The following is a 24,294-nucleotide window of genomic DNA, read 5'->3' on the forward strand; positions in this document are numbered from 1 at the left end:
CATGACCTTATCTGATTATCACGCAACAACGGGCAACTGGCGGGAACAATTGCAGCGCAATGAGCGCAAAACCCGCTGGGTCATCATCACTTTTTTTCTCATTTATCTTGGCGTGGGCCTCGTTGCCGACACATTCATCCTCCAGTCATTTTATCCTCATGCAACTATCGGGCAGTGCCTGCGTGCGCTTATCACCTTTCAGTTTATGCCTTATGCCACCGGGTTAATGGTGATAATTGCTGCTATTTCCTTGATGATGACCTATGCTCTCTATGACCGCATTATGCTGCTCGGTACCGAATCCCGGGAAATTACGCCAGAAACTGCTCAAAATCTCCGCGAGAAGCAACTTTATAATGTCGTCGAGGAAATGAAGGTCGCTGCGGGCTTGCAGTACATGCCAAAAGTCTATTTGATTGAAGCCAATTACATGAATGCTTTTGCCAGCGGTTATAGTGAAAAATCAGCCATGGTTGCGATCACGCGAGGGCTGATGGAAAAGCTGGACCGCGCAGAATTACAGGCGGTCATGGCCCATGAATTAAGCCATATTCGCCATCATGACATCAAATTAACCTTAATGGTGGCTGTCTTAAGTAACTTGCTGCTTCTTGTGATTGATGCCTTATTTTATGCTGCCGTGTTTAAGCGTGATCGCAAACAGGATAACCGATTATTGGCGGTGATTATGGTATTGCGCTATGTATTGCCATTGCTGACAGTTGTTTTAGCCTTATTTTTGAGCCGTACACGCGAATATATGGCTGATGCCGGTTCAGTGGAATTGATGAGGGACAATGAACCCATGGCTCGCGCTTTATTAAAAATCAGTGAGGATCATGAAGTTCATAGAGACGCATATGTCCGTGAATATGGCGATACAGCGCATGAAGAAATCCGGCAGGCAGCTTATCTTTTTGACCCGAGCTCCATTGATCCTGTTAAATCATTAAGTTCCGTCTTTTCCACCCATCCAAGCCTCCTGCAAAGGCTTAAGGCTCTTGGATTTAAGCCCAAAGCGTAAGCATGGGCGTGAATTTACAAAAAATTTGCACTTTTCCTTGCCATTATATTGGAAGCTTCTCAAGGTCTGATCTAAACTATCCAGTGTAGGCAGTATCTATTACACAGCCAACATCATCAGTCTGGAAGCCAGATTGAGAGCGCTGTGAGCAAGCCTGACTGTGATCAGGAAGCCTAAGGCGCTCCAGAGGCATCCACCTAGCTACAAGGACTGGTTGTAATAATACTGTCTATGTTCTGCATTTTTACCTGCCAGGCGTACCATGATTGCGAAAAAATAGCCGCGATTAAGAATGAATTAAATTTATACTGTGATTTGATTCCCTTGCCTGCAATTGGTAAATTCCATCCCTTTATGATTCATGCAGGGAGCCTACCCAATGCCTTTATCCTTTTTTGACCAGCCTCATGATTCAAATCTGGAAACCTTGTCATTTTTAGGGCCTTCGGAGCTGGAAAAAAAACGTCTTGTTTGTGCTAAATTTAATTTTCTTGCTCTCTCCAATCAATTATGGAATGCCTTTTTAAAGGAACCCTTCCGGATTTATGACAGCAAAATGCAGGGAGAAGCGCGGGCAATTTATATCAAGCACCCTGAATGCAGGCTGCCAAAATTTGCAAGAGAGGATCAACATGGTCGAAGCTGGTTTGCCAAGCGGATGAAATTAGAGACTCAAAAATACCTGGAACGGAAAGCGCCTGATAGAAGCGCTCTACCCATACATAGACAACTGAATCCTCTCAGGATGAATCTTCAGACTGCCTCTTCCCTTATTCAAGCAAATCTTGTTTCTATTGAAAGGGCAGGAAGGTTAAATGATACTGAACGCGCAAAATTGCGGGTAACAAAAGAGTTGCTTTTGGCGAACTATATTTCATTTGAAGAGGCTATGGAAATGCAATTCAGCGGAGAGGAGGGTGATAAAATTCAATCTGCAGCCGCATTACTGATAGCAAATCGAATCAGCCTTGAAGAAGTTAAAATGCTGACTTTTGAAGAAGCGTACAATCTTGGCAGGGTTGCGCCCCTTGTTATTTCAGGAAATATCGCGCTCAATGAAGGCAGAAGACTGACCAGAGAGGAAAGTGAAAACCTTCATGCAGCAACAACACTCGTTGCAACAGGGAAGTTGACTGTGAGTGACGCAAAACAGTTATCTTTATCCGATAGCCAGCGTTTGCATCTTAAAGAAGCGGCTGCTTTAATTCAGGATGGAATCCTCACCCTGCAAGAAGCGGTCAATCTTACAAATCGAGAGCGCATAAGCGTTTGTGATTTAAAACCCCTAATTCAGAATAACCTGCTGACTGTGGCTGAAGCAAAGCGCTTAACTACCATGGAACTGTTAAATTTGCACAAGGTCATGCCCCTAATTTTTTCTGAGCGCTTGACCATAAGAGAAGCGAAAAGACTGAGCGAGCAGGAATGTAAAAACCTCTTTTGTTTGGAGCCACTGATTACAGCAGGAGAGTTACCCATTGCAGAAGCAAAAGCCTTAAATATTCCCGATGGGCTGGGTGAGCCTTTACATCTGTTGGCGCCTCTTATTTTAAAGGGGTTCTTCCTTTGGGAAGACGTCATTAATCTTGATGCTGCCCAGGCGATCAACCTGCAATTTTTGGCTGCGTTAACAGGACGCCGAGATATGCATATCAGTGAAGATGATATTGGGATAGCGTTGCAAGAACCTGCTCTTACTAAAGTTCAGGGAGCTGAAAATAAACCTGAAATGATGCCTTATCGTCAAGCATTCCCTGCCAGCGGCTCTCCGATTTGAGGATTCTGATGAGGATCTATTTCGTCCCTTATATTTATTCTCTTATGCCAACACCTTGTTTAAGCAGAAATAAATTCATGACAATCATTAAAACAAGCATGAGTACAATCAGGCTAAGCGCAAGGGGTAGATTCAGAAATTGCTGAGCGGTCATGACCTGGCGCAAGGCATTGACCATATAAAAAATAGGGTTAAATAAGCTTGCTTCCTTCCAAAAAGAGGGCAGCATTGCAGTATCATAGAAAACACCGCCAAGATAAGTTAAAGGGGTTAGAATAAACGTCGGTATGATGGCTATTTCGTCAAAATTTCTTGCCAGCAAACCATTCGTAAATCCCGCCTGGGCGAATAAGGCGGAAACCAAAGCAACCACGCCTAAGGTAGCTGGAAGAATGGTGAGGTCAATGTCGACGAATAAAAAAGAAACGAGGAAAACGAGGGTTGCAACCAATATGCCGCGCAAGATGCCTGTAAGCGTAAACCCCGTTAAAATTAAACTGTAATGCATGGGGCTTACCAGCATTTCTTCAATGCTTTTTTGAAAACGCATATTAAACAGGGATGTCGAGATGTTACTGTAGGCGTTAGTGATGACGGTCATCATAATGAGGCCAGGTGCAATAAACTGCGAATAGCTTACCCCCTGTATGGATCCTATGCGTTCACCGATGATTGAGCCGAAAATAAGAAAATACAAAAATGTTGTAATGATGGGCGGAAAAAAAACCTGATTAAAAATACGAAACAGGCGTACAATTTCGTTTCTTACAAGGGTATATAAGGCGATCAGCTGTTTAATGTTCATTGGGAAATCAGATCCAAGAAAAGTTCTTCCAGACGGTTGGTTTTGTTACGCATGCTGGCGATGCGGATTTTGTGTTTGGTTAGTACCGCGAATACATCATTTAATGTCCATTGCTTGTCAACACGTATTTCAAAACTGTGCGTATCAAGTTTGACTGTGCTGAAGGGGCTAAGTTCAGGCAGTATATCGATCGCATCAACCGTATCGACTACAAAAGTCTGATGATGTAACGAACTCAACAAATTTTTAATGGATGTATTTCTTATGATATGTCCTTGATGAATAATGGCGATGTTTTGACATAATTGCTCAGCTTCTTCCAAATAATGGGTGGTTAAAATAATTGTAGTGCCTTGCTGGTTGGTTTTTTTTAAAAAATGCCACATGCTGCGGCGAATTTCGATATCAACGCCTGCTGTAGGTTCATCCAGAATAAGCAGCTTAGGCCGATGAATCAGGGCGCGGGCAATCATCAACCTTCTTTTCATACCGCCTGATAAATGCCGCACCATGTCCCGGCGTTTTTCCCACAGTCCGAGTTGTTTTAATAAGGAATGGGCATCATGCTTGGCCTTTTGCCGCGAGATACCATAATAACCCGCCTGATTGAGCAGTATTTGTTCACAGTTTTCAAAAATATTCAATGTGAATTCTTGAGGAACAAGGCCAAGACATGCCTTGGCTTTTTGCGGCTCTTTTTCCAAATCATAACCGTATACCTTAATCGTACCTGAGCTTTTTTTAAGCAAGGTGGTGATGAGGCCTATGGTGGTGGATTTTCCGGCTCCATTTGCTCCGAGCAGCGCAAAAAAATCACCGGATTTAACTTTAAGATCGATATTTTTTAAGGCTTCAACGCCATTATCGTAGGTTTTACGCAATCCCTGGATTTCAAGAGCATACATTCGTTAAACCATAAGGGAAAATTAGATTGATGCGGAACATTCAATTATACGGCAATTCAAGGAACTTAAAAACCAACCGCTTCATTGCCTGCAGGACCTACGCATGAAAAAACGCTTGACTTCCAGGTTCTGCGGGTTATCTGGAATCCAGTGATTCTGAATCAAATGCTGGATCCCGCGAACAAGTCGCGGGGCGTAGAACCATGGCCTTAAGATCATGTTTTGCCTCTAGCGCTTTACTTTAATCTGCGTGTTTTTTTAAGCGTTAATCCAGAGAAACATCATATTCTGCTGCTACATCAAGCAAATCGTCGGCATGTTTTTCTTCTACAGCTAAAATATTCTCTAATAATTGCCGGGTAGTTGGGTCAGCATAGCCTATTTTTTTTATCATTTCGCGGTAAATATCAATGGCAATACGCTCTGCTATTAAATTCTCTTTGACCATGCAGGCTATATCCGGGCAGTCGACATAGTCTGCATGGGCACGCCCTGACAGGCCATCAGGAGAAAAATCGGGTTCGCCGCCAAGCTGGACGATACGCTCGGCAATCTGGCTTGCATGATCATTTTCTTGGATAGCATGTTCTAAAAATTCGCGTGCTGCAACGCTTGCTCCCATTGCTGCTGCCTGATAATAATGCTTGCGATAGCGTAAGTTGCAGATCAATTCGGTGGCGAGCGCGCTGTTTAGCATGGCAAAAACTTCATGTAAGTCCAGACCATAATTTTCAGTCACGGGGCCGCGGTTCAGGTGTTTTCTGGCTTGTTCACGAACTTGTTTTAGATGGGCAATAAAATCCTTGTCTTTCATGGTGACCTCTTTCTTTATTCCTTTTCCTCAGTATAGCATTCAGGATCTGGGCATGGATTGCTTGCCAAGAGATGCTGTTTTATTTATATTTTTCAAGCCAAATTAAAGGATGGATTATAAATGGAATTAGCAAGCCACGCCGCAGCCGCTGTTACCGGAAATCAAGGCTGTATCATTTATGCCAATCATATCAGTTGGGAGAATTTTGGGTTAAATTCCCGCTATCGGATTACTGTTTGCGGTTTAACCCCAAAGAAACTTTGCAGGGAAGATTATGGCAAAGCGCGTATTCAGTTTGGCAAGATTAGTCATTTAATCTATGATGGCGAGCTTTTATCATTAACCCAGAAGCATCTGGGACAGGATGGCTTTGAATTCAAGCTTGTTTTTGGCTCAAGCTTGCATCGCCTGGAAAACAGCGTTCAGCATAGGCTTTACATTGATTGCAGCTTGGAAGAGATCATTCGCGATATTTTAAGTTCACATGAAATAAAAGCGGTTTTCCACTTGGAGAAAGTGTCCTGTCGCATTCCTTATGCAGCACAGGGCGATGTTTCTGATTATGATTTTTTGCTGAGACTTTGCATCGAACACGGCATTGTATTTTTCTACCACAACAATCAGCGGCAGGAAACAGAGCTTTATTTTACTTACGACTGGTATCCTTATCATGAACATCGAGTCCTGTTCAATCCGGCCAATGGCATGGCAGGTGGGCAGCCGGTCATTTCCGCCCTTCATTATTTTTGCGAAAACCTGGCAGAAAACATAAGCTTAAGAGGCGCAAGTGAGGATAAGCCCACCCGAATCCTTGAGGCGTTTACCGTGAATAAAACGGATATTCCAGGCCAGGGCGTTATCACCCTGGACCATGTATATGTTTTAACCGATGAAGCAGATTGCCAACGGCGTGCGCTTTGTTTGCAGGAACAACTGGACTGGCAAAGAGAATGGTTGCGGTTGGAAACCAACCTGTTCCCGGCAGAAGCTGGCGATTGTATTGCCATTGAAAATCACCCCAATCCGCGTGCAAATGGGGTTTTTCGCATCCTCCAGATTACAGGCAGTGCAGACGGCAGTCTAAAATCGTCTGCAACCCATCCTGCCAGGCAAACAATATGGCTGATTTCTATCGATTACCCCTATCGCATGCCGCATCCAGCGACAAAATTAATATGGAATGAAGCATACGGCCCAGCGCCAGAAAGTTGGCAGCACAGCGTAACTTACCCAACCCCTGGATTAGAAACTGCTCTGATAGCGGGTCAGGAAGGCCAGTTGGCGTTGGATGGAAAAGGACGTTATCCCATGCTTCCTTTATTTTGCCCGCAACAGAAAGCACGAAATAAAGCCTATGCAGTCAGAATGGTTCATCCTGCAACAGGACAAGCTTGCGATAAAGCATGGGGGATGCATATGCCTTTGCTTGCCGGAACAAGGGTTATTTTAGCCCACCTTCATAACCTTATTGATAAACCAATCATTTTAGGGACAATTGCGGGGGAATTGCAGAAAGACCCAGTTAATTCTTGCAACCCAACCCAATTGGTTATACGGCATCATTCTGGCAGTGCGCTTATATTTGAGGATTCAGAGCAGAAACAAAATATTTATCTTCACACAAAATCGAAGAATCATGGTTTATTTTTCTCGAAAAATCAGGATGATGAATCCATTTTGCTGGATAGCCTCGGGACAATGCATGTTCAAAGCGCAAAGGATTTCAATATTCATTCAGGCCAGGATTTTGTTATGGCCAATCAAAGTACCGAGTTTTCTGCCAATCAGGAATTGAGCATGGCAATGCAAAAGGATATGAGCTGGCAGGCAAAGGAAAGCATCAGGCAGAACGCGGGCCATGACTGGCAATTGCAATGCGCAAAAGGTAATCTAGACTTACAAGGCAATAAAATAGAGGCTAAGGCTTCTTCTCTATATTTTCAGGGGAGGGCGTTAACTGCTGAAGCAAATACATTGGCGGTTCAAGCGACAAGGGATTTAACCTTAAGCAGTGACAAGGATTTAAAAATGCAGGTGGGAGCATGTGAGCTCAAGCTGGCTGCAACGAATGTTTTTTTCAATGCGCCAGAGCTTTCTATTTATGCTCAAGTGATCATTAAAATGCCGAGCTGAACAAGCATATGATTTGATAGGGATGTGGCAGATGACTCATGTTTTACTGGTTTTACTCGCTTTTATTTTGGTGTTGTTAAATGCTTTTTTTGTGGCTGCTGAGTTCGGCATGGTAAAACTTCGATCAACCCGCGTAGAGGCAATCAAAAGTGCTTATGGCTTGAGGGGGAAAATATTATTTCATGTCCATAAACACCTTGATGCTTATTTATCGGCCTGCCAGTTGGGGATAACTTTCGCCTCTCTTGGATTAGGCTGGATAGGTGAACCTGCGTTTGCTCACCTAATAGAACCCCTCCTATTTTTTATTGGGATTGGTTCGCCTCAGTTTACGGCTGTGATTGCTTTTTTCCTGGCATTTTCCTTTATTTCATTTCTCCATATTGTTGTTGGGGAGCTAATGCCTAAATCACTTGCTATCCGGCAATCAGAAAAAGTATCTATTTGGACTGCCATACCGTTATATGGATTTTATTGGCTCATGCACCCCGCAATTTGGGTGCTCAACAATTGTTCAAATTATCTGCTGAAATTGTTTAATTTAGATATAGTTCATAAAGGTGAATATTTTTACTCAACAGAAGAAATCAAGCTGCTCTTAAGTGCAAGCCATCTTCATGGCGAGCTGACCGAAGAGGAAGTTGAAATTATCGAGCACACTTTTGATTTGGCTGATCTTAAAGTGACTGAGGTCATGCGGTTTAGCGAAGAAATGGTCATGATTTATATCAATAAACCGATTGAGCAAATCATGGATACAATCATGGAACATCGCTATAGCCGCTATCCAGTGTATGATCCTGAAAAAAATGATGTGATCGGGATTATTCATGTGAAAGATATTCTTCCCATCCTTTATCATCAAGGCGAGATAACAGAACTACGATCCTTGCTTAGGCCAGTGTTAAAGGTTTCACGCCGTGTGCCCGCGCTGGATTTGTTGCGTAAATTCCGTGAGGGAATGCCTCATTTTGCAGTAGTTTATAACTATCAAGGAACTATTCTTGGATTTATCACCCTAGATAACCTGCTTCAGGTACTCATCGGTCGAATCCAGGATGAGTTTCACCGCACTAAAGTTGATTGGGTATTAAATGATGATGGCAGCATATCGGCATCTGGAAACTGCTCGATATACTCTTTAGAACAAGCCCTTGATCTCGATATTGATGTAGAGGATGATATTGAGATTTTGAATGGATTGTTTCTGCAACGGCTGGGTTACGTTCCCAAAGAAGGGGAGCATATTGATTTTCCAGAATTCAAAGCGGTTATCGAGAAAGCTACCGCTTCAAAAATTCTCAAAGTAAGGCTTTATCCTAAAAAATCACTGGATTAACAATTTTTTAAACATTAAGAACTCTACGGAAACTCTTTTAGTCTTAATTTAAATCAGCGCATTTTACAACCCATCTGGTAAATATGATGCCCTATTTTTTTAATGATTGCGGATGTTCTCGCCACTGTGGCATGAACTTATCCATCAGTGCATAAAATCGTTTATTATGACTTGGTTCCAATAAATGAACCATTTCATGGACCAATACTGATTCAAGGCAAAGTTCTGGTTTTTTTATCAGTTCCAGATTCAGCCATATTCTTCGTGCCCTTGTATTACATGAACCCCAGCGTGTTTTCATGGCTTTGATTCCCCATTCAGCAACATGGACACCAATAATTGCCTGCCATTTATCAATGAGTATCGGCAATAGTGCTTTCATGTTATGACGATACCAATTTTCCAACAATCGCTCCTTAACTGCTTGAGAGGAGTGGGGTTTAACCCAAAGCTGCAATACATTGTCTTTGAGGAGGACTTTAGGCTGATGAGTGGTTTCATGGATTTCAAGGGGGTAATTCTGCCCCAGGTAAGGGCGCAGGGAACCATCGGTCATGGCGGGCACGGATTGAGCGGAATAATGACGCATTTCAATCTGTTTGGCTAGAATCCAGCTCTGTTTTTTTTAATAAATTCCGATATCAATTCTTGGCTGAGCCTCTGAGGAGCTGTAAGGCAAATTCGCCCATCGGGCGGATAAATTCGCAAATAGATGTGTTTGACAGGTCTGCGTCTTATTTCTATGGCTATGCCTTCGAGTGTGGTAAAAGGGCTGTGCATTTTTAAGTATGAAAAAATTTTGTGCCCGGATAATAGCACGGATGGCTTTTGAATCCAGTACGTCGGCTGCCTGATTTTTTTGGTTGTTCTAACGCTTGCGGGAAAGGGCTAACAGGACGTTAGTTTGGCCCATAACGTCCGGCGGGAATGCATGGGCTATCAATATATTCGCCGTTAATGGTCAAAATCATATTCACATTGGCCCGCTGATAACGCGCCAACTGATCATATTGCGCGCCATTTAAATAACCGTAATTGTTTCCGCAATACACAAGAGAATGTGCAGCACGGCTGGGTTTGGTTTGAAGCGGCAACTCACAATCCCAACGAAATTGGGTAAGATCGCAGTTTGCCTGAACGGTAAAAGGTAAAATCAGAAAAAAAATATACGATATCCACGTTTTCATAAGCTATCCAGTTGGCTTTATTTTTTTATCGCCAACGGTCAAAAAAACTTTAATTGGCCGGCCTCAAGCGCATTAGGGTTTGCCTTCGTGATTTAATAAAGCCAATTTATAGCAAAGTGCGTCTTTATTTCCCATGTAGCCGCCATAACTTGTTTTTCCAACTACCCTGTGGCAGGGGATAAAAAGGGGCAGCGGGTTGTTTTTGCATGCCTGGCCTACAGCCCTGGGGCTTGTTTGCATCCTGATGGCCAGTTCCCCATAAGTCATGGTTCGGCCAGAAGGAATGACCAGCAAGGCATTCCAGATGCTGAGTTGATAGGCCGAACCATGTGGCTTTAATGGGATTTGTATGCGATGCTTTGGATTTTGAAAATATGCGGCTAATTCATCAAAGATAAGTTGATGAAAGTTGCGTGCGGCCTGAGATATGCTTTGGTTATCAGCCGAAACAGGGACATTGAGTTGGGCTGGATGGGATGTGTTCTCTTCTCTTGTTGCGCCTTTAAAGGCGGAACGAAGAAGATGTTGCTCATCGAAGGCTACTTCAAGCAACCCGAACGGCGTTTTGAAAGTAGAAACGATGGGCAACATTTGCTAACTGCTTAGTCTTTTTTTGCAGCAAGTTTTTCCTTAATACGTGCCGCGCGGCCTCTGAGGTTGCGCAGGTAATACAGCTTGGCTCTCCGTACATCGCCACGCCGAATGACAGAAATACTTTCAACGATAGGGCTATAAGTTTGGAAGACGCGCTCAACACCAACATTATGAGAAATTTTGCGGACGGTGAAGGCAGAATTCAAACCACGGTTCCGTTTGGCAATAACGATTCCTTCAAAAGCCTGTAATCGTTCACGGTTGCCTTCCTTGACCCGGACTTGAACCAGAACGGTATCTCCGGGATTAAATTCAGGTATGGCTTTACCTTGCATTTGTTCTGCGTTTAATTGGTCAATAATATTCGTCATGGGTTGCTCCTAATTGGGTATTCCTGTCAGCAGGAATCACCGTGTTCGCGTTTAAACTCTTGTAATAATTGTTGATCAGCTGCATCTAGCTTGATCTTTTCCAACAAATCCGGACGTTTAAGCCATGTTTTCCCCAAGGCTTGCTTTCTCCGCCATCGCTCGATGTCCTTATGGTTGCCGCTCACCAGCACATCAGGTACCTTTTCGCCATCGATGAGCGCAGGTCTCGTATAATGGGGAAAATCCAGTAACCCATTCATAAATGAGTCCTGCTCGGCAGAATGCTCATCCCCAAGGCTTCCTGGCAAAAGGCGGATAAGGGCATCGATAAAAACCATCGCAGCCAATTCACCGCCGCTTACAACAAAATCGCCGAGAGACCATTCCTCATCAACATAACGCTCGATGATACGCTCATCAATGCCTTCATACCGTCCGCATATAAACAGCAATGGTTGCTGTTGGCGGGCAATGTTATTTAAGTCCTTCTGGCAAATTTTTTTCCCCTGCGGGCTTAAATAAATGGTTTTACAACCAGGCAGTGTATTTCGCCCATGGGTTATTGCCGCCTGTAAAGGCTCATACATCATCACCATACCTGGGCCACCGCCATAAGGCTTATCATCTACCTGTTTATAAGGCTTACTGGCCCATTCCCTGGGATTCCAATAGTGGATTTTTACCAGGGATTGTTCTAGCGCCCGCCCGGTAATGCCGTGGCGTAACCCTGAAAATACTTCCGGCAATAAACTGATAACGCCAATCTGTAACATGCCTTAAAAATCCACATCCCAATCGACAACAACCTGTGCTGACTTGTTATCAATCCGGATAACATATTTTTCTGGAACAAAAGGGATTAAATACCGTTTTTCCCCGGTTACTACAAGCACATCATTTGCGCCGGTTGCAATCATTTCTGCGACAGTTCCAAGCACAATATTTTGCAAATTGACCACAGTCATTCCAATGAGTTGGTGCCAATAATACTCACCGGGTTCAAGATCAGGCAATTGCTCCTGTTTGATGGCGATATCAATGTTGGTTAGATTTGCCGCTTGTTCTCGCTCAGGAAATCCCTCAATTTGCGCAAATATAAATTTATGCTCAATGCTTACTTGTTTAATGTTGAGTGGCCGCCACTGTTTGTCAATTCGGGCATACCACGGCTCATACTGGAGTATATTCTCGCGCGGCTCTGTAAAGGAAATAACTTTGACAAACCCTTTTATGCCGCGAGGACGGCCAAACCGGCCGACTATTACCCACTCATCCGGTTGCTGTTTCACTTTACGCTGCGTCGGCACTCTTCTTTTGGAATTCCTTAACCAAAGACTGTACGCGGTCTGACAATTGAGCCCCTGTATTAATCCAATGGTTCAATTTGTCCATTTCCAGGTGCAAGCGAACTTCCTGGCCGCGAGCTACAGGATTGAAATAACCAATACGCTCAATATAGTTCCCGTCTCGGCGGCGGCGGCTGTCAGTTACAACAATGTGATAAAAAGGAAGCTTTTTTGCTCCTGCGCGTGATAAACGTATAACGACCATTATTATCCTCTGCTTTAAGAGTGGTTACGTAAAAATGCCGTGTATTGTACGAAAATTAATTCGCCAATGGAAGTGCTGCTGCTTATTTTTATTTAAACTCATCGGGAAACAGGTTTTTCATGCCTGCCATACCACCCATTCCACGCATCATTTGCTTCATGGCGCCTGGCTTGGTAAATTTTTTCATCATTTTTTGCATTTGCGCATACTGCTTTAATAGACGGTTGACATCTTGTATTTGTGTCCCTGAGCCTTGCGCAATGCGCTTTTTTCTGGAGCCGACAATAATTTTGGGGATTCTGCGCTCGCGCAAGGTCATTGAATTGATGATAGCTACAGTTTGCGCCAGCGCTTTATCGCTGACTTGCCCCATGGCCTGCTTGGGCAGTTGGCTCATGCCGGGCAGCTTGCTCATTAAACCGGTAATTCCACCCATCTTATTCATTTGCAGCAACTGCTGTTTAAAATCCTCGAGATCAAAACTTTTACCTTTCTTTATTTTTTTGGCCAGTTTTTCACTGGCAGCTTTGTCTGTTTTATGCTGGACTTCTTCAATTAAGGTGAGTATATCTCCCATGCCTAAAATACGGGAAGCCACGCGCTCAGGATGAAAAGGTTCCAGTGCCTCGATTTTTTCGCCGCTTCCCATAAATTTAATGGGCTTTCCTGTAATCTGTTTTACAGAAAGCGCAGCTCCGCCCCGAGCATCGCCATCAGTTTTGGTTAAAATGATCCCGGTTAACGGCAAGGCATCATGAAAAGCCTTGGCCGTATTTGCCGCATCCTGGCCGGTCATGCTGTCAACCACAAACAAGGTTTCCGTAGGAATTAGGATTTGGTGCAGCGCCTTGATTTCGGCCATCATCTCTTCGTCGATATGCAAACGGCCGGCAGTATCGACTATCAAAACATCCATGAATTGCTTGCGTGCGCTATCAAGCGCTTTTTCAGCAATGCGGAGTGGGTGTTCATGCGTTTCGGCCGGGAAAAAGGCGACATCTAGATCCTGGGCCAACTGTTTTAATTGATGAATTGCTGCGGGTCGGTAAATGTCGGTACTGACCAGCATCACCTTTTTCTTTTCCGTTTCTTTTAAATAGCGGGCAAGTTTTGCAGAGCTTGTGGTTTTACCGGAACCTTGCAGGCCGGCCATTAAAAAAACTGCGGGCGGCTGAGTTTTAAAATCCAGGTTCGCACGGGACTCACCCATGATATGAACAAGCTCATCATGGACAATCTTAATGAAGGCCTGATCAGGTTTTAAGCTGGTCATCACCTCCTGACCGAGTGCCTTCTGCTTGACATCGTCAATAAATGTTTTGACCACAGGCAAGGCGACATCTGCCTCCAACAGGGATAAACGGACTTCGCGCAAGGCCTGTTGAATATTGTCTTCAGTTAAACGCCCATGCCCTCTGATATTTTTAAAACTACGGGTCAAGCGTTCAGTTAAATTCTCAAACATGCTTACTCTCTTAAATAGTCTAATGCCGGCCAAATGGAACGATTATAACATAAAGCCGGCATATTGGTTAAAGTCAGATTGACTTACGAATCAAGGAAAGTATAGTCTATTCAGCTTAAAGATTGCGGCTTGTCAGCACAGTTATACCCAAAACCTGCCTGCAAAAAACAGCTTTTTTCATTTTTAGCGGATTTGCAGCAGGTTCTCAGTACTTGAAAGCGCGCAGTCCCTGGGAGTCATTTCCCAGGGCAAGAGTTTTTGATTTCACTGATAACAGCCGACACCATCAAAACCAATGATTTCACAATCTTGGTAAATGCTGTCATTGAGGCGGTATTGCATTCCGCCTGACTGCGCATATATCTTGCCATCCTCTTTTTGGAATACGAATGAAAGGCCGCCTTGCGGCTCAGAGTCCACTTTGGCATGAGGAATCCAATGCTTATCGATCGTTGCCGTATTTTTACCGTTTTCTTTTTTAACGGCCGGGGCAGAAAATATCACATCAAATTGAGCTAATACGGCCTTTACGGCATTTTCTGCATCCAGTATGCCGTGTCCACAGGGTTTGAGGTGCGTACAAGAATCATCGTTTTTTGATGACTGGCCAAAGCCATGGGTCGTGGCATAGAGAATTTGCTCTATTTGCTGAGGTGAGAGCGTGGTTTGACTGGCTGCAATGACCAGTCCTGCCACTCCCGCAACATGAGGCGATGCCATGCTGGTTCCCTGAAAGAAATCAAATCCTGATTGTTGATAGCCACTGCCCGGTTTTACGGTAGATAAAATACCGCCTATTTTGCCATACCTGAGATCCCCGCCTGGCGCTGCAAAAGTGATTGAAGGTCCATAATTGGAATAATAGGCGCGAAGCCCGCTGGGGCCTGTTGATGCAACTTTGATTGTACCATTGCATACTGCAGGCGCATTATAATGCTCCCAGCGGTTGTCGTTTCCAGCTGCGGCGACGACGACAGCGCCCTGCTGACGAACGTATTTCAGCGCTTCCTGTAATGCTTCATCGCAATGGTCAATTTCTTTTCCCGGCTGCTCATCAACGCCGAAACTCATGTTAAGAACCTTGGCCGGAAAGGGGTTCTTCGGCGCATTGGGGACAGGGGCGCCCACAGCCCAGTAAATGGCGTTGATAACAGCGCTTTCATAAAACATGCCGGATGAATCAGGTATTTTAACAGGAAGTATTTTTATATGCTCGCCAACCCCAGACATCACGTTTCCCTTTGCCGCGATCGTTCCTGCAACATGGGTGCCATGGTAGGATCGGGTCTCATCATGGAGATCATTGTTATTAGCAGCAAAATTCCAGCCCCAGATATTCCCTTGCAGATCATAAAGCAAATTTGCATTTAGACTTTGATGGGTTTCAATACCAGTATCTAAAACCGCAACGATTACAGGCGGTATTTTGTATCCTGTCGTGAAAGCCCAGGCTCCATCACGCTGTCCGGGAGCCGATTCAAGCATGATGCCCTGTGGCCTTGCAAACTCGTCCCACTGAACATCATGCGACAGAGCCGGCGATGATCGCTTCTTTTTCGAGATTGGGGGCATGGGCTTAAAATATCCCTTTCGATCTGTAACCGCATATGCTATTTCCGGATTCTGCCGCAACCGCTTGAGGATGATATCTGTGGCATCTTCTTCGCTTCCGTTGGTTCTGCTGAGAGCTGTGCGGTCAATACTCAGAATATAAGCATCGCCTGCCATGGGGATGAGGGAGTGGACAGGCAAATTTACAATTTTTTCCGTAGCGGCTTTGAGCGAATGGGTATTTTTGTGATTTTGTTTATATTTAACAATCAAACGGATTTTGTTCTCTGTATCGGCAAACAGCCCATGACTCATTGAGATAAGTGTTAAAGCGAATAATCCTTTAAATTTTGCCACGTTCAACTCCTTTGATAATTAGCGATATTTCCAGAATTTTATTTTTTAAAACCCAAAAGTATGCAACAAGCAATTCGACAGGACAAGGGTTTTATGGCTGTCTCGAGATAACCATAAGGCAACCCATTTTTTTGATTGTTACCTAAAAAATCATGGCTTGCCATGCAGAGCGGATGAAAGGTAACGGCTTTTGAAGGATTATGGTAAGCTTTTTTTACTTCAATTGGATAGGAAATAGCCGTGCAGTTTTCTCTTTTGGCGCTGCTTTTTGTGTTAATTTTTCTGTTGTTGCTTTCTGCCTTTTTTTCTGCCTCTGAAATAGGCATGATGTCGTTGAACCGTTACAGGCTTAGGCATCTGGTTAAAAAAAACCACCGCCAGGCTGCCCGGGTGAACCAGTTATTAAGTCATCCGGAACGGCTGCTGAGCGTGATTTTGATTGGCAATACCCTCGCCAATATTATTGCCTCCATTGTCGCGGCAATGATTGGCCAGCGCCTGTATGGCGATGCTGGAGTTGCTGTGGCTGCGGCCTTGTTAACCCTGGTCATCCTTGTCTTTTCTGAAATGACGCCGAAAACATTTGCGGCACTCTACCCGCAGCAAGTTGCTTTTGCATGCTCCCTGCCTTTGATGGTATTGCAAATCATTTTAGCCCCTCTCGTCAATTTAATCAGCTGGATTGCAAACGGGATTTTGCGCCTTTTTGGCATCTCCAAAAGCACGGTACAAAAAGAAGCTTTATCGAATGAAGAGTTGCGCTCTGTGGTCCATGAAGCAGGCGGCTTGATGCCGCTGGAGCATAGAAGCATGTTAATCAGCCTCCTTGATCTCGAACAGGCGAAAGTCGAAGACATCATGATTCCCAAAGCCGAAATTGTTGGAATTGATCTCGAGCAGCCCTGGAACGAACTGCTTGAACAATTGGAAACATTTCAGCACACCCGCCTGCCGCTTTACCGCAATACCATAGACAATATTGTGGGCATGGTTCATTTACGCAATGTACTTAATCTGCTTCTGGAAGAAAGGCTTACCCCGGAAAGTTTGCTGGAGATTGCCGATTCACCTTACTTTATTCCTGAAGCAACCCCGCTGAACGTGCAGATACTCAATTTCCGTAAAATGAAGCGGCGCAGTTGCTTTGTGGTCGATGAATATGGTGATTTGCAGGGTTTGGTTACGATGGAAGATATCCTAGAGGAGGTAGTCGGCGAATTTACGACGGATATTGCAGCTTTGAGCAAGGATATTACACCCCAGAATGATGGCTCAGTGATCATAGATGCCAGTATTACTCTGCGCAATTTAAACCGCATCCTGAACTGGCAATTGCCAAAGTTAGGTCCACGGACTTTAAGCGGGTTAATTATAGAATATCTGGGTTATATCCCGCCTGCAGATTGTTGTTTGCAAATAGAGAATTATCAAATAGAGATATTAAAAGTCAGCGAGAATATGATTAAGAGCGTGCGGATGATAAGGATTCCAAAAAAAAGAAGTAAAACTAAATGAACGTTGCGCTAAATTGATTGTCCTTTGCCAGTTGATACGCGGGCATTGAAAAGGTAGCCTGTGTTGCGAACGGTTTTAATCAGCCTGGGGTGCTTGGGGTCGCTTTCTATTTTTTGGCGAAGGCGGCTTATGTGGGTATCCATGAGGCGATCGGATAAAACCTTGTCGCGTTGCTGGCTTATCTTTTGCCGCAAATAGTCCCGTTTTAGGATCTGTTGCGGGTGACGCACAAAAGCTAACAGTAAATTATACTCGCTGGGGCTCAGTTTATATTCTACGCCATCCCGGTACAATTGCCGGGGGCCAGGATAAAGCCGCCAGTTTGCAAATGCCAATACTTCTTTTTCACGGCTGGGATTTATTTTTTCCATCCGTTTGATAATGGCGTTGATGCGCGCATGTAACTCGCGCGGAGTCCGTGATTTTGAAAAAAAATCGTCTGCGCCCTCTTCAAGCGCCTGAATACAGGTATTTTCATTTTCCTCATGATGAACAATGATGACAGGGATATCTGAAAAATCAGTGAGAAGCTTCAATAACCGCCCTTTGTTTTTTTGTGCAATAGACCAGTCAATCAGCAAAGCAGTAGGGAGATCATCGTGGTAGTCAATTGCTGATATATCAATTTTGTGTATAATCTCGAATTCAAATTTTTCAAAATAGGAGATGAGAGTCTCTGAAACGGGTTCACGATCAATAATCAGCAATTTTTTTTTCTGTTGCATGTTATGGATTATTTGCTCTGAAAACATCAAGATAAAATTTTAACCGAATCGAATTTGCTTGGCCATAAAGTCAAGTATTGCTGCCCTTGTTTAAACCTCAGTTTAAGGGGTGAGTTTTGGCGGATTTGGTTTGTCTGCCGGTTCATGATGCGATTGATTTGAAGTTTCTTGATTTTGAGCCATTTGCTTTTCCATTTTATCAGCGAGCTGCGCTTTGATATCAGGTATTGCACCCAGAAACTCGTGAAGCTGGCCGTGCAGTACAGGCGCTGTGCCAGAGCCTAAGCTTGGGATGCCCATATAATTATTGGCATTATCCAATATGCGGTTAGCTGTTTCCAATCCCAAAGTTTCCATAAGTTGCTGCGTACTTAGCTTTCGCATGATAAGCATGCGTAATAAAAATGCATCAAATGATGGGGGTGTGGCCTTATTTTGCATTTTTCCTCCTTTCTTTATTTATAATAGCTGATTACTTGCACCAAACAATTTGGCGCCAGAGATTTTTCAAATTGTTTACATGAAAATTGTGCAATCTGATGATATTCTCATATAAGGAGTTTGCAGTAATAACCGCAGTTTCTAGGCAGAGTGTGTCATTCCGATCTGGAGGAGAAGGATATGCCACTACTTGAAGGATCTTTAAACTGGCTGGTCAGTGATGCCAGCCGTCTGGAAGCCCGCATCAAATTTGATATAAAGCAGCTGGAATGCCATCTTAAGATGGCGGTCGAACGCCAGGGGGAAGCGTTAAAACCGGATTCCAGGGCAAAACAAATTGTTCTATCATTGATAAAAAGTTATCGAGACTATCTATTTATATTGGGCGTAGATGAAAATAACCCAATTCCTGCACAGCACTTCGGTACCAATAAAACGAACAACACCTTGCAGCAGTGTTATGAACACATCCTGGATTTACAATCGAGCCTACCCAGGTTGCAGAGTCAGCAGGAAAAAATTATACAACTTGGCTTGCTTCTTGGACAATATCAATCCCTTGCGGATTTAATAGCCAAGAGCACGGTAAAGGATTTCCCCAAAGAAGAAAAGCAGATTAATGCTCATTTAAAAAACCTGCTTGCTGCCAATATGCCAGAATCTTGGCTAAATGCGATGGCTGGTTTGGCCGGTGCCTGCACCTCAAGCCGCCTTGATTTGAAACTATGGCTTGACATGTTGCCAGCAGAGCAGTTGCTAAAACTGTCCCATGGATTTCATAAACAGGAATTTCTTGATGCCATCCATGCCGTTTTTTTCTATAAGCTCCACCCGCAATACTTATTTTTAAAACGGTTGCATCCGGAAAAGCTGATTTCCATTAAGGCCAGATTAACAGGCTTCTACCAGTTTATTGAATCCCTGCAAGCCGCCCTGATGCACATTCTTGAAGAAAAAAACATTGCAAAGCTTAGGGATTTGCTGTTTCACGGAGATGAGTTACCTGTCGGTATTGAAATTGAAGTGAACACGGCATATCGCCATTCTATTCAAATTTTGCTTAAATCTCTTCCTTTTTGTTTTTCTTCAGGAAAAAATGAAGAAATTTTTATGTATATTGAAGAGGTATTTCGTGCCTATAAATTTTGGTTTAATCCAAGCCGATTAATAGATGCCATTATGGTGCTAAAGCAAAAAATAGCATCCGAACATCCTGACAAGGCCTCTGAGTTTTATCAACAAATGCGTGAACTTTACGGGCAATTGGCTACTACGGACTGCCTTGATTTATATGGATATTTTGCAAACAAAGCCAGCTGTTATTTAATGCGTACCCTGCTTTCGATACAGCAAAATGACAATCATCCCTGGTTGCCTGAGTTAACTGAACAAGAAAAACAGGCAATTAACAATATGTATGAAGATTTGAACTGTGTCATGGAAGCCTTGCGGGAAGAATTGGTTTCCCGGAATATTGTAACCAAGCCATATGATCGCCATTTATCTGGAAAAAAAATCTCACCAGGACAACGCATTCGTGCCGCTGTTATCAGAATTCTTAGTCTTTACAGCAAAAAAATGGCAAATAACAACTCAAAGCTTGAACATTTATTTGCTCTGCTCGAAGACCACGGATAAGGGGCAGTTTTCATTAATCAAGCCAGCCATGCGCTTATGAAAGATGTACAGTGCCATTTAAATGCCAGTTATAAATGTAAGCGCTGATGTGTTTGCATTGTTTCAAGTGTTCCTTTAGGGGTTCTTTGGCAAAAAAGTTCAGGTGCCGAATGAGGTCATGTTCGTTGTCACCGAAATCTTCCAAATACCATTCGTATATTTTTGAAGCAATCAGTTTTCCTTCAACCACCTGAACCCCGCGTAAAGAATTAATGTAGTCAGATGCTGCATCGTTCAGTTGTTTTTCCAGGCTGTGGCCTTGGTATGCCTGTTTTCCAAGGTTAGCCGCTCCGATGGCAGCATTATTAAGCGCATAATGAATACGCGGGTCATTCCAGATGGGGCGAATAATACGGTTTTGTATGTCATCTAAAGACAACAGCGTGTTATCGATGGTAATCATTTTGGCTCCCCAGGGACCCACGCTGAATAAGCCTGGAGAAATATTGATATCCTGAATACTGGTTACAGGATAAAAACGCATTACGGTTTGTACGGTCAGGGCATTGTAAAGATTTATCCAGTACGCTAATTGTTCTCTGCGGTTATAATCCGATATCTTAATCCGGGACATCCGCTCGATATAACTATTCAATAATTCAAGATCTTTTTTTGACATGGTTGTATAGTCGACAAGCGTGATGCCTTCCCGATTTGTCTGGACGTGGAGATCTAAAAACGTTTGCCATTCATGATGGGAAATCATATCGTGAGACAGGGGATTATTTACCTCCCATTTAGACCATATATTTTTATGAATGGAGGCTGAAGCAACGTTATGCAACATTATCAGAAAACTTGCAAAAAATAGGTTATAACACAGCTGTTTCATACATATCTTCCAATACTTAATTGCCATGAAAAATATGGCCCTGCTTCTCGAGGCGCTATTCTTCCTGGTTATTTTTTTGCTTGTTTCAAGAAAACTCCTGGATTTTTATCATTTCTGAGAATTATTCCAGCCGAGAGCGATTGCGAAGCGCGCTGCCTATTGTGTTACTGTCTAGAAATTCTAATTCTCCCCCTGATGGTATACCATGCGCCAGCTGACTGATCCTGACTGGATGGGAACGTAACAGTTGGCGGATAAAATGTATTGTTGTCTGGCCTTCCAGGGTTGGACTTAATGCAAGAATGACTTCCTGCACATTCTCTCCAATGATTCGCTCACGTAATTTCGGCAAACCAATGTCTTCGGGACCTATGCCATCAATAGGTGAAATTTTATTCATTAACACATAATAATAACCATTATAATGGTTGCTTTGCTCAATGGCTGCTACGTCCGCGGGGGTTTCAATGATACACAGCAATGTGCTGTCTCGTTGATTATTTTGGCAAATGCTGCAAAAATTATTGGTAGTATAGTTATTACAGCGCTGGCAATTCTGGATATTGTGCATAGCATCCTGCAAACACTCCGCAAGATGCAAGCCGCGCTGGCGCTGTTCCTTAAGCAGGTAAAATACCATGCGTTGCGCGGATTTCGGTCCAACTCCCGGCAAGCAACGCAAGGCATCAACTAAACGAGACAGAGCGTCCATAAAAAGTTATTTCTTATCTTCGTCTTCTTTCATAAATCCAGTAGGAAGATTTAAACCGGAAGTGAGTTGACTGATTTTTTCCTTTGATGCTTTTTCGACCTTGCGAACCGCATCGTTGAAGGCAGCTGCAATCAAATCTTCCAGCATTTCTGTTTCTTCTTCCTTTAATGCGGGACTGATGTACACCTTGGTGACATCATGACGGCCATTCATTTCAACTTTAACCATGCCGCCGCCAGCTTCGCCAGATACCATCAGTTTGCTCAGCTGTTCTTGCGCTTCTTGCATGCGCTGCTGCATCTTTTGCGCTTCTTTCATGAGATCTTTTAAGTTTTGATTGATATCCATGTGAGCCTCTTTCTTGTGATTAAAAATAAACTTAATTTTCTAGCATAACTTGATATTATACATCTTGCAGCGGGACAATAGAATCTTTAACGAGTTCTGCGGAAAATTCATGCTGTAACTGTTGGAAAAACGCATCATTCTGTATTGCTTCGAGCGCTTTTTCGTATTGCTTCTGCCGTGCTGTTTCCCTTTGTTGTGCCGGCGTTGACTGCAAAGCGGATCTCTGGCGCAGAGTAATTTTTATGGGTTCTTGGTAAAAGTTGGTTAGTCCCTGCTCAATTCTTTTGACAACATTAGGCGTAAATACCGAGAGATGATTTTTAGCAACACCCAGCACGATTTGCGCGCCTGATTTTTCAATGAATTCCGTATTCTCGACAGCACTTAAGGCAAGGCCGTTTAATTCCAGCCTCGACAATAGTTCACTCCAGTTTACCCTGGCATTTATGGAAGCGCCTTGCCCCATAGCTCGGCCTGGTTCGGCAACAATCGGTGTAGCGGGGGGCTGAATGGCCGCTTCAGGCTCGATCTCTTGCTCCCTTTTCACTTCAGGATTTTGTGCTGTAACCTGTGCTTCAGTTTCATTGGCCTGAAACTTCAGGGGCGGGGCAATTTTAGCAGCCGGTTTAAAGGCGTAAATACGCAATAAGGTCATTTCAAAGCCAATAGCCAAAGTAGGGGCCAAATGGAGCTCTTCTGCGCCCTTTAGCGCTATTTGATAAAATAATTGTATATCTTCGGCGCTAAATTGTGTGCTTAATTGGCGAATATCGGCGTGAGGCGCAATGAGCGGATTATCTTCCGGCAATGTTTGACAGATACAAAGTTGATGGAGATAGCATAGTAATTCCTGAAGGACGTAAGAAAAATTGCCGCCCTCCTCGGCAATTTGCCGGCTGATTGACAATAATTTCAGCGGGTTTTGCTCTGCCAGCGCATGAATTAGTTCAATAGCATAATCTTGCTGTGTATAACCAAGCAAATTTTTTACATCCCTGGTTTGCAATTGCCGGTTGCAACCGGCAAGCACCTGGTCAAGAAGACTTAAAGCATCACGCATACTGCCGCGGGCTGCTTGCGCCAGTACATTGAGTGCCTGTTCTTCAAATGTTACCTGCTCGGTACTTAAGACAAGCTTTAAGTGATCTGTAATAATCACATCTGGTATGGGTTTGAGGTTAAACTGCAAACATCGGGATAAAACTGTTATGGGCAGCTTTTGCGGTTCTGTTGTGGCCAGCAAAAATTTTACGTGTTCGGGCGGCTCTTCCAGTGTTTTAAGCAGTGCATTGAAGCTATGCTGCGACAGCATATGAACTTCATCAATTAAATAAATTTTATAACGGCCATGCACAGGCGCATATTGCACGTTTTCTAAAATTTCTCTGGTGTCTTCAACGCGGGTTCTTGAGGCGCCATCAATTTCAATCAAATCAATAAACCGGCCTTGCTCAATGGCAAGACATGTATCACATTGCAGACAGGGTTCGGAATGGATTCCTGCTTCGCAATTTAAGGTCTTAGCAAGTAAGCGCGCTACACTTGTTTTGCCAACACCGCGAGTACCGGTAAAAAGATAGGCATGATGTATACGCTGTTGGTTCAGCGAATTGGTTAGTGCTCTAGTGATGTGCTCCTGGCCTACCAACTGCGAGAAAGTACGTGGTCGCCATCGCCGCGCCAGTGCTATATAACTCATACGAAGACTTTAAAGGATTTGGGCGGCAACTCTAGAAGCCACACCCCGGCGCCCGAATCAATTGCTACCGCTGCTCCCTTCCGGGCCTGACGGGGTTCACAATCTATCGCCGCGAGGGGACCAATAGAGTCGCCATAGTTATAGTGCCTAGAGTAGCAAAAAAAAAATCAAATAGCCAGTATAAATAAGCCGGCAACGAGCCATTTATTACGTATCTAATCCTTAATTTAACGCGATGTCTGATTTTTCGCGTATCGTAAATAGAATTTGAGAGGCACAGCGCGTTAATTTGCTGCATTGCGCTATATTTAATTTTGCCGATTCATTTGCATCTGGTTGCATTACATACATAATCTTATTGCGAATTATTTTTTTTCTAAAAAATTAAAAAAAGTATTTGACATAGGGAAAGAGAAAGGTAGAATACGCATCACGCCTGGGGATGGCGAGTTCCTTAAGAAGATAGAAGACA

Annotated in this window: 24 protein-coding genes and 2 other RNA genes; 7 read left to right on the forward strand and 19 right to left on the reverse strand. The window is 43.7% G+C overall.

The features are described from left to right. Nucleotide 1 precedes the first annotated feature (1 nt). The 3 genes from htpX to Llon_RS01125 all read left to right on the forward strand — a co-directional run bounded on the left by htpX (nt 2) and on the right by Llon_RS01125 (nt 2,801). The gene (htpX, locus tag Llon_RS01120) at nt 2–1,024 is read left to right on the forward strand and encodes a zinc metalloprotease HtpX (protein ID WP_058528226.1); all 1,023 of its coding nucleotides are present in this window, start codon (nt 2–4) and stop codon (nt 1,022–1,024) included. A 79-nt stretch (nt 1,025–1,103) separates the two neighbouring features. Beyond that, nucleotides 1,104–1,271, forward strand: a non-coding RNA gene (gene ssrS, locus Llon_RS11165) — 6S RNA. A 132-nt stretch (nt 1,272–1,403) separates the two neighbouring features. Next, on the forward strand, nt 1,404–2,801 hold the full coding sequence (locus Llon_RS01125; RefSeq protein ID WP_058528227.1) for an F-box protein: 1,398 nt from the start codon (nt 1,404–1,406) through the stop codon (nt 2,799–2,801). Between the two features lie 34 nt (nt 2,802–2,835). Here Llon_RS01125 and Llon_RS01130 read toward each other — a convergent pair whose 3' ends face one another. The 3 genes from Llon_RS01130 to Llon_RS01140 all read right to left on the reverse strand — a co-directional run bounded on the left by Llon_RS01130 (nt 2,836) and on the right by Llon_RS01140 (nt 5,325). Further along, a complete protein-coding gene (locus Llon_RS01130) occupies nt 2,836–3,606 on the reverse strand; it encodes an ABC transporter permease (protein ID WP_058528228.1) in 771 nt (256 codons plus the stop codon). Continuing rightward, nucleotides 3,603–4,511: an ABC transporter ATP-binding protein gene (locus Llon_RS01135; RefSeq protein WP_058528229.1), complete on the reverse strand. Its 909-nt coding sequence runs from the start codon at nt 4,509–4,511 to the stop codon at nt 3,603–3,605. The genes Llon_RS01130 and Llon_RS01135 overlap by 4 nt, the downstream gene beginning before the upstream one ends. Nucleotides 4,512–4,776: 265 nt before the next feature. Then, nucleotides 4,777–5,325, reverse strand: a complete 549-nt coding sequence (locus Llon_RS01140; protein ID WP_058528230.1) for a ferritin-like domain-containing protein — start codon at nt 5,323–5,325, stop codon at nt 4,777–4,779. Between the two features lie 120 nt (nt 5,326–5,445). On the opposite strand from Llon_RS01140, the gene Llon_RS01145 reads away from it, so the two are divergent. After that, a complete protein-coding gene (locus Llon_RS01145; RefSeq protein ID WP_058528231.1) occupies nt 5,446–7,458 on the forward strand; it encodes a contractile injection system protein, VgrG/Pvc8 family in 2,013 nt (670 codons plus the stop codon). A gap of 31 nt (nt 7,459–7,489) precedes the next feature. Continuing rightward, nucleotides 7,490–8,797: a hemolysin family protein gene (locus Llon_RS01150; RefSeq protein ID WP_058528260.1), complete on the forward strand. Its 1,308-nt coding sequence runs from the start codon at nt 7,490–7,492 to the stop codon at nt 8,795–8,797. Between the two features lie 91 nt (nt 8,798–8,888). Here Llon_RS01150 and Llon_RS01155 read toward each other — a convergent pair whose 3' ends face one another. The 9 genes from Llon_RS01155 to Llon_RS01195 all read right to left on the reverse strand — a co-directional run bounded on the left by Llon_RS01155 (nt 8,889) and on the right by Llon_RS01195 (nt 15,873). Further along, nucleotides 8,889–9,386 carry a M48 family metallopeptidase gene (locus tag Llon_RS01155; RefSeq protein ID WP_237758229.1) on the reverse strand — a complete coding sequence of 166 codons (498 nt, stop codon included), beginning with the start codon at nt 9,384–9,386 and terminating at the stop codon, nt 8,889–8,891. A 310-nt stretch (nt 9,387–9,696) separates the two neighbouring features. Further along, nucleotides 9,697–9,984, reverse strand: coding sequence for a hypothetical protein (locus tag Llon_RS01160; protein ID WP_058528232.1), 288 nt, complete (start codon nt 9,982–9,984; stop codon nt 9,697–9,699). A 72-nt stretch (nt 9,985–10,056) separates the two neighbouring features. Then, entirely contained in the window at nt 10,057–10,575 is a 519-nt protein-coding gene (locus tag Llon_RS01165; RefSeq protein WP_058528233.1) for a methylated-DNA--[protein]-cysteine S-methyltransferase, read from the reverse strand. Between the two features lie 11 nt (nt 10,576–10,586). Beyond that, a complete protein-coding gene (gene rplS, locus Llon_RS01170) occupies nt 10,587–10,949 on the reverse strand; it encodes a 50S ribosomal protein L19 (RefSeq protein ID WP_058528234.1) in 363 nt (120 codons plus the stop codon). A gap of 26 nt (nt 10,950–10,975) precedes the next feature. Further along, nucleotides 10,976–11,722, reverse strand: a complete 747-nt coding sequence (gene trmD, locus Llon_RS01175; RefSeq protein WP_058528235.1) for a tRNA (guanosine(37)-N1)-methyltransferase TrmD — start codon at nt 11,720–11,722, stop codon at nt 10,976–10,978. 3 nt (nt 11,723–11,725) lie between these two features. Beyond that, a complete protein-coding gene (gene rimM, locus Llon_RS01180) occupies nt 11,726–12,238 on the reverse strand; it encodes a ribosome maturation factor RimM (RefSeq protein WP_058528236.1) in 513 nt (170 codons plus the stop codon). 1 nt (nt 12,239) lies between these two features. Then, nucleotides 12,240–12,500 carry a 30S ribosomal protein S16 gene (gene rpsP, locus Llon_RS01185; RefSeq protein WP_058528237.1) on the reverse strand — a complete coding sequence of 87 codons (261 nt, stop codon included), beginning with the start codon at nt 12,498–12,500 and terminating at the stop codon, nt 12,240–12,242. 88 nt (nt 12,501–12,588) lie between these two features. Next, nucleotides 12,589–13,965 (reverse strand): signal recognition particle protein, encoded by a 1,377-nt coding sequence (gene ffh, locus Llon_RS01190; RefSeq protein WP_058528238.1) that lies wholly within the window; start codon nt 13,963–13,965, stop codon nt 12,589–12,591. A 264-nt stretch (nt 13,966–14,229) separates the two neighbouring features. Continuing rightward, nucleotides 14,230–15,873 carry a S8 family peptidase gene (locus Llon_RS01195; protein ID WP_425293474.1) on the reverse strand — a complete coding sequence of 548 codons (1,644 nt, stop codon included), beginning with the start codon at nt 15,871–15,873 and terminating at the stop codon, nt 14,230–14,232. Nucleotides 15,874–16,113: 240 nt separating this feature from the next. On the opposite strand from Llon_RS01195, the gene Llon_RS01200 reads away from it, so the two are divergent. Next, entirely contained in the window at nt 16,114–17,388 is a 1,275-nt protein-coding gene (locus Llon_RS01200; protein WP_058528239.1) for an HlyC/CorC family transporter, read from the forward strand. An 8-nt stretch (nt 17,389–17,396) separates the two neighbouring features. Here Llon_RS01200 and Llon_RS01205 read toward each other — a convergent pair whose 3' ends face one another. Together Llon_RS01205 and Llon_RS01210 are read right to left on the reverse strand one after the other, a co-directional pair. Next, a complete protein-coding gene (locus Llon_RS01205) occupies nt 17,397–18,113 on the reverse strand; it encodes a response regulator transcription factor (protein ID WP_065238253.1) in 717 nt (238 codons plus the stop codon). Between the two features lie 102 nt (nt 18,114–18,215). Beyond that, nucleotides 18,216–18,554 carry a hypothetical protein gene (locus tag Llon_RS01210; protein WP_058528241.1) on the reverse strand — a complete coding sequence of 113 codons (339 nt, stop codon included), beginning with the start codon at nt 18,552–18,554 and terminating at the stop codon, nt 18,216–18,218. A gap of 180 nt (nt 18,555–18,734) precedes the next feature. Here Llon_RS01210 and Llon_RS01215 point away from each other — a divergent pair, with 180 nt between their 5' ends. Then, nucleotides 18,735–20,192: a hypothetical protein gene (locus Llon_RS01215; RefSeq protein ID WP_058528242.1), complete on the forward strand. Its 1,458-nt coding sequence runs from the start codon at nt 18,735–18,737 to the stop codon at nt 20,190–20,192. 34 nt (nt 20,193–20,226) lie between these two features. Here Llon_RS01215 and Llon_RS01220 read toward each other — a convergent pair whose 3' ends face one another. The 5 genes from Llon_RS01220 to ffs all read right to left on the reverse strand — a co-directional run bounded on the left by Llon_RS01220 (nt 20,227) and on the right by ffs (nt 23,948). Next, a complete protein-coding gene (locus Llon_RS01220) occupies nt 20,227–21,063 on the reverse strand; it encodes a DUF547 domain-containing protein (RefSeq protein WP_237758230.1) in 837 nt (278 codons plus the stop codon). A 121-nt stretch (nt 21,064–21,184) separates the two neighbouring features. After that, nucleotides 21,185–21,775, reverse strand: coding sequence for a recombination mediator RecR (recR, locus tag Llon_RS01225; RefSeq protein ID WP_058528244.1), 591 nt, complete (start codon nt 21,773–21,775; stop codon nt 21,185–21,187). Nucleotides 21,776–21,781: 6 nt separating this feature from the next. Further along, nucleotides 21,782–22,123: a YbaB/EbfC family nucleoid-associated protein gene (locus tag Llon_RS01230; protein ID WP_058528245.1), complete on the reverse strand. Its 342-nt coding sequence runs from the start codon at nt 22,121–22,123 to the stop codon at nt 21,782–21,784. A 55-nt stretch (nt 22,124–22,178) separates the two neighbouring features. After that, nucleotides 22,179–23,822 carry a DNA polymerase III subunit gamma/tau gene (dnaX, locus tag Llon_RS01235; RefSeq protein WP_058528246.1) on the reverse strand — a complete coding sequence of 548 codons (1,644 nt, stop codon included), beginning with the start codon at nt 23,820–23,822 and terminating at the stop codon, nt 22,179–22,181. A 29-nt stretch (nt 23,823–23,851) separates the two neighbouring features. Further along, an RNA gene (ffs, locus tag Llon_RS11170) (signal recognition particle sRNA small type) lies at nt 23,852–23,948 on the reverse strand. Nucleotides 23,949–24,294: the final 346 nt, after the last annotated feature.

It is taken from the genome of Legionella londiniensis, from assembly GCF_001467825.1.
GTDB lineage: Bacteria > Pseudomonadota > Gammaproteobacteria > Legionellales > Legionellaceae > Legionella_A > Legionella_A londiniensis.

Coding starts and splice junctions, on each gene's coding strand:
- htpX (WP_058528226.1), top strand. CDS start 2: ATGACCTTATCTGATTATCACGCAACAACGGGCAACTGGCGGGAACAA.
- Llon_RS01125 (WP_058528227.1), top strand. CDS start 1,404: ATGCCTTTATCCTTTTTTGACCAGCCTCATGATTCAAATCTGGAAACC.
- Llon_RS01130 (WP_058528228.1), bottom strand. CDS start 3,606: ATGAACATTAAACAGCTGATCGCCTTATATACCCTTGTAAGAAACGAA.
- Llon_RS01135 (WP_058528229.1), bottom strand. CDS start 4,511: ATGTATGCTCTTGAAATCCAGGGATTGCGTAAAACCTACGATAATGGC.
- Llon_RS01140 (WP_058528230.1), bottom strand. CDS start 5,325: ATGAAAGACAAGGATTTTATTGCCCATCTAAAACAAGTTCGTGAACAA.
- Llon_RS01145 (WP_058528231.1), top strand. CDS start 5,446: ATGGAATTAGCAAGCCACGCCGCAGCCGCTGTTACCGGAAATCAAGGC.
- Llon_RS01150 (WP_058528260.1), top strand. CDS start 7,490: ATGACTCATGTTTTACTGGTTTTACTCGCTTTTATTTTGGTGTTGTTA.
- Llon_RS01155 (WP_237758229.1), bottom strand. CDS start 9,386: ATGCGTCATTATTCCGCTCAATCCGTGCCCGCCATGACCGATGGTTCC.
- Llon_RS01160 (WP_058528232.1), bottom strand. CDS start 9,984: ATGAAAACGTGGATATCGTATATTTTTTTTCTGATTTTACCTTTTACC.
- Llon_RS01165 (WP_058528233.1), bottom strand. CDS start 10,575: ATGTTGCCCATCGTTTCTACTTTCAAAACGCCGTTCGGGTTGCTTGAA.
- rplS (WP_058528234.1), bottom strand. CDS start 10,949: ATGACGAATATTATTGACCAATTAAACGCAGAACAAATGCAAGGTAAA.
- trmD (WP_058528235.1), bottom strand. CDS start 11,722: ATGTTACAGATTGGCGTTATCAGTTTATTGCCGGAAGTATTTTCAGGG.
- rpsP (WP_058528237.1), bottom strand. CDS start 12,500: ATGGTCGTTATACGTTTATCACGCGCAGGAGCAAAAAAGCTTCCTTTT.
- ffh (WP_058528238.1), bottom strand. CDS start 13,965: ATGTTTGAGAATTTAACTGAACGCTTGACCCGTAGTTTTAAAAATATC.
- Llon_RS01205 (WP_065238253.1), bottom strand. CDS start 18,113: ATGCAACAGAAAAAAAAATTGCTGATTATTGATCGTGAACCCGTTTCA.
- Llon_RS01210 (WP_058528241.1), bottom strand. CDS start 18,554: ATGCAAAATAAGGCCACACCCCCATCATTTGATGCATTTTTATTACGC.
- Llon_RS01215 (WP_058528242.1), top strand. CDS start 18,735: ATGCCACTACTTGAAGGATCTTTAAACTGGCTGGTCAGTGATGCCAGC.
- Llon_RS01220 (WP_237758230.1), bottom strand. CDS start 21,063: ATGAAACAGCTGTGTTATAACCTATTTTTTGCAAGTTTTCTGATAATG.
- recR (WP_058528244.1), bottom strand. CDS start 21,775: ATGGACGCTCTGTCTCGTTTAGTTGATGCCTTGCGTTGCTTGCCGGGA.
- Llon_RS01230 (WP_058528245.1), bottom strand. CDS start 22,123: ATGGATATCAATCAAAACTTAAAAGATCTCATGAAAGAAGCGCAAAAG.
- dnaX (WP_058528246.1), bottom strand. CDS start 23,822: ATGAGTTATATAGCACTGGCGCGGCGATGGCGACCACGTACTTTCTCG.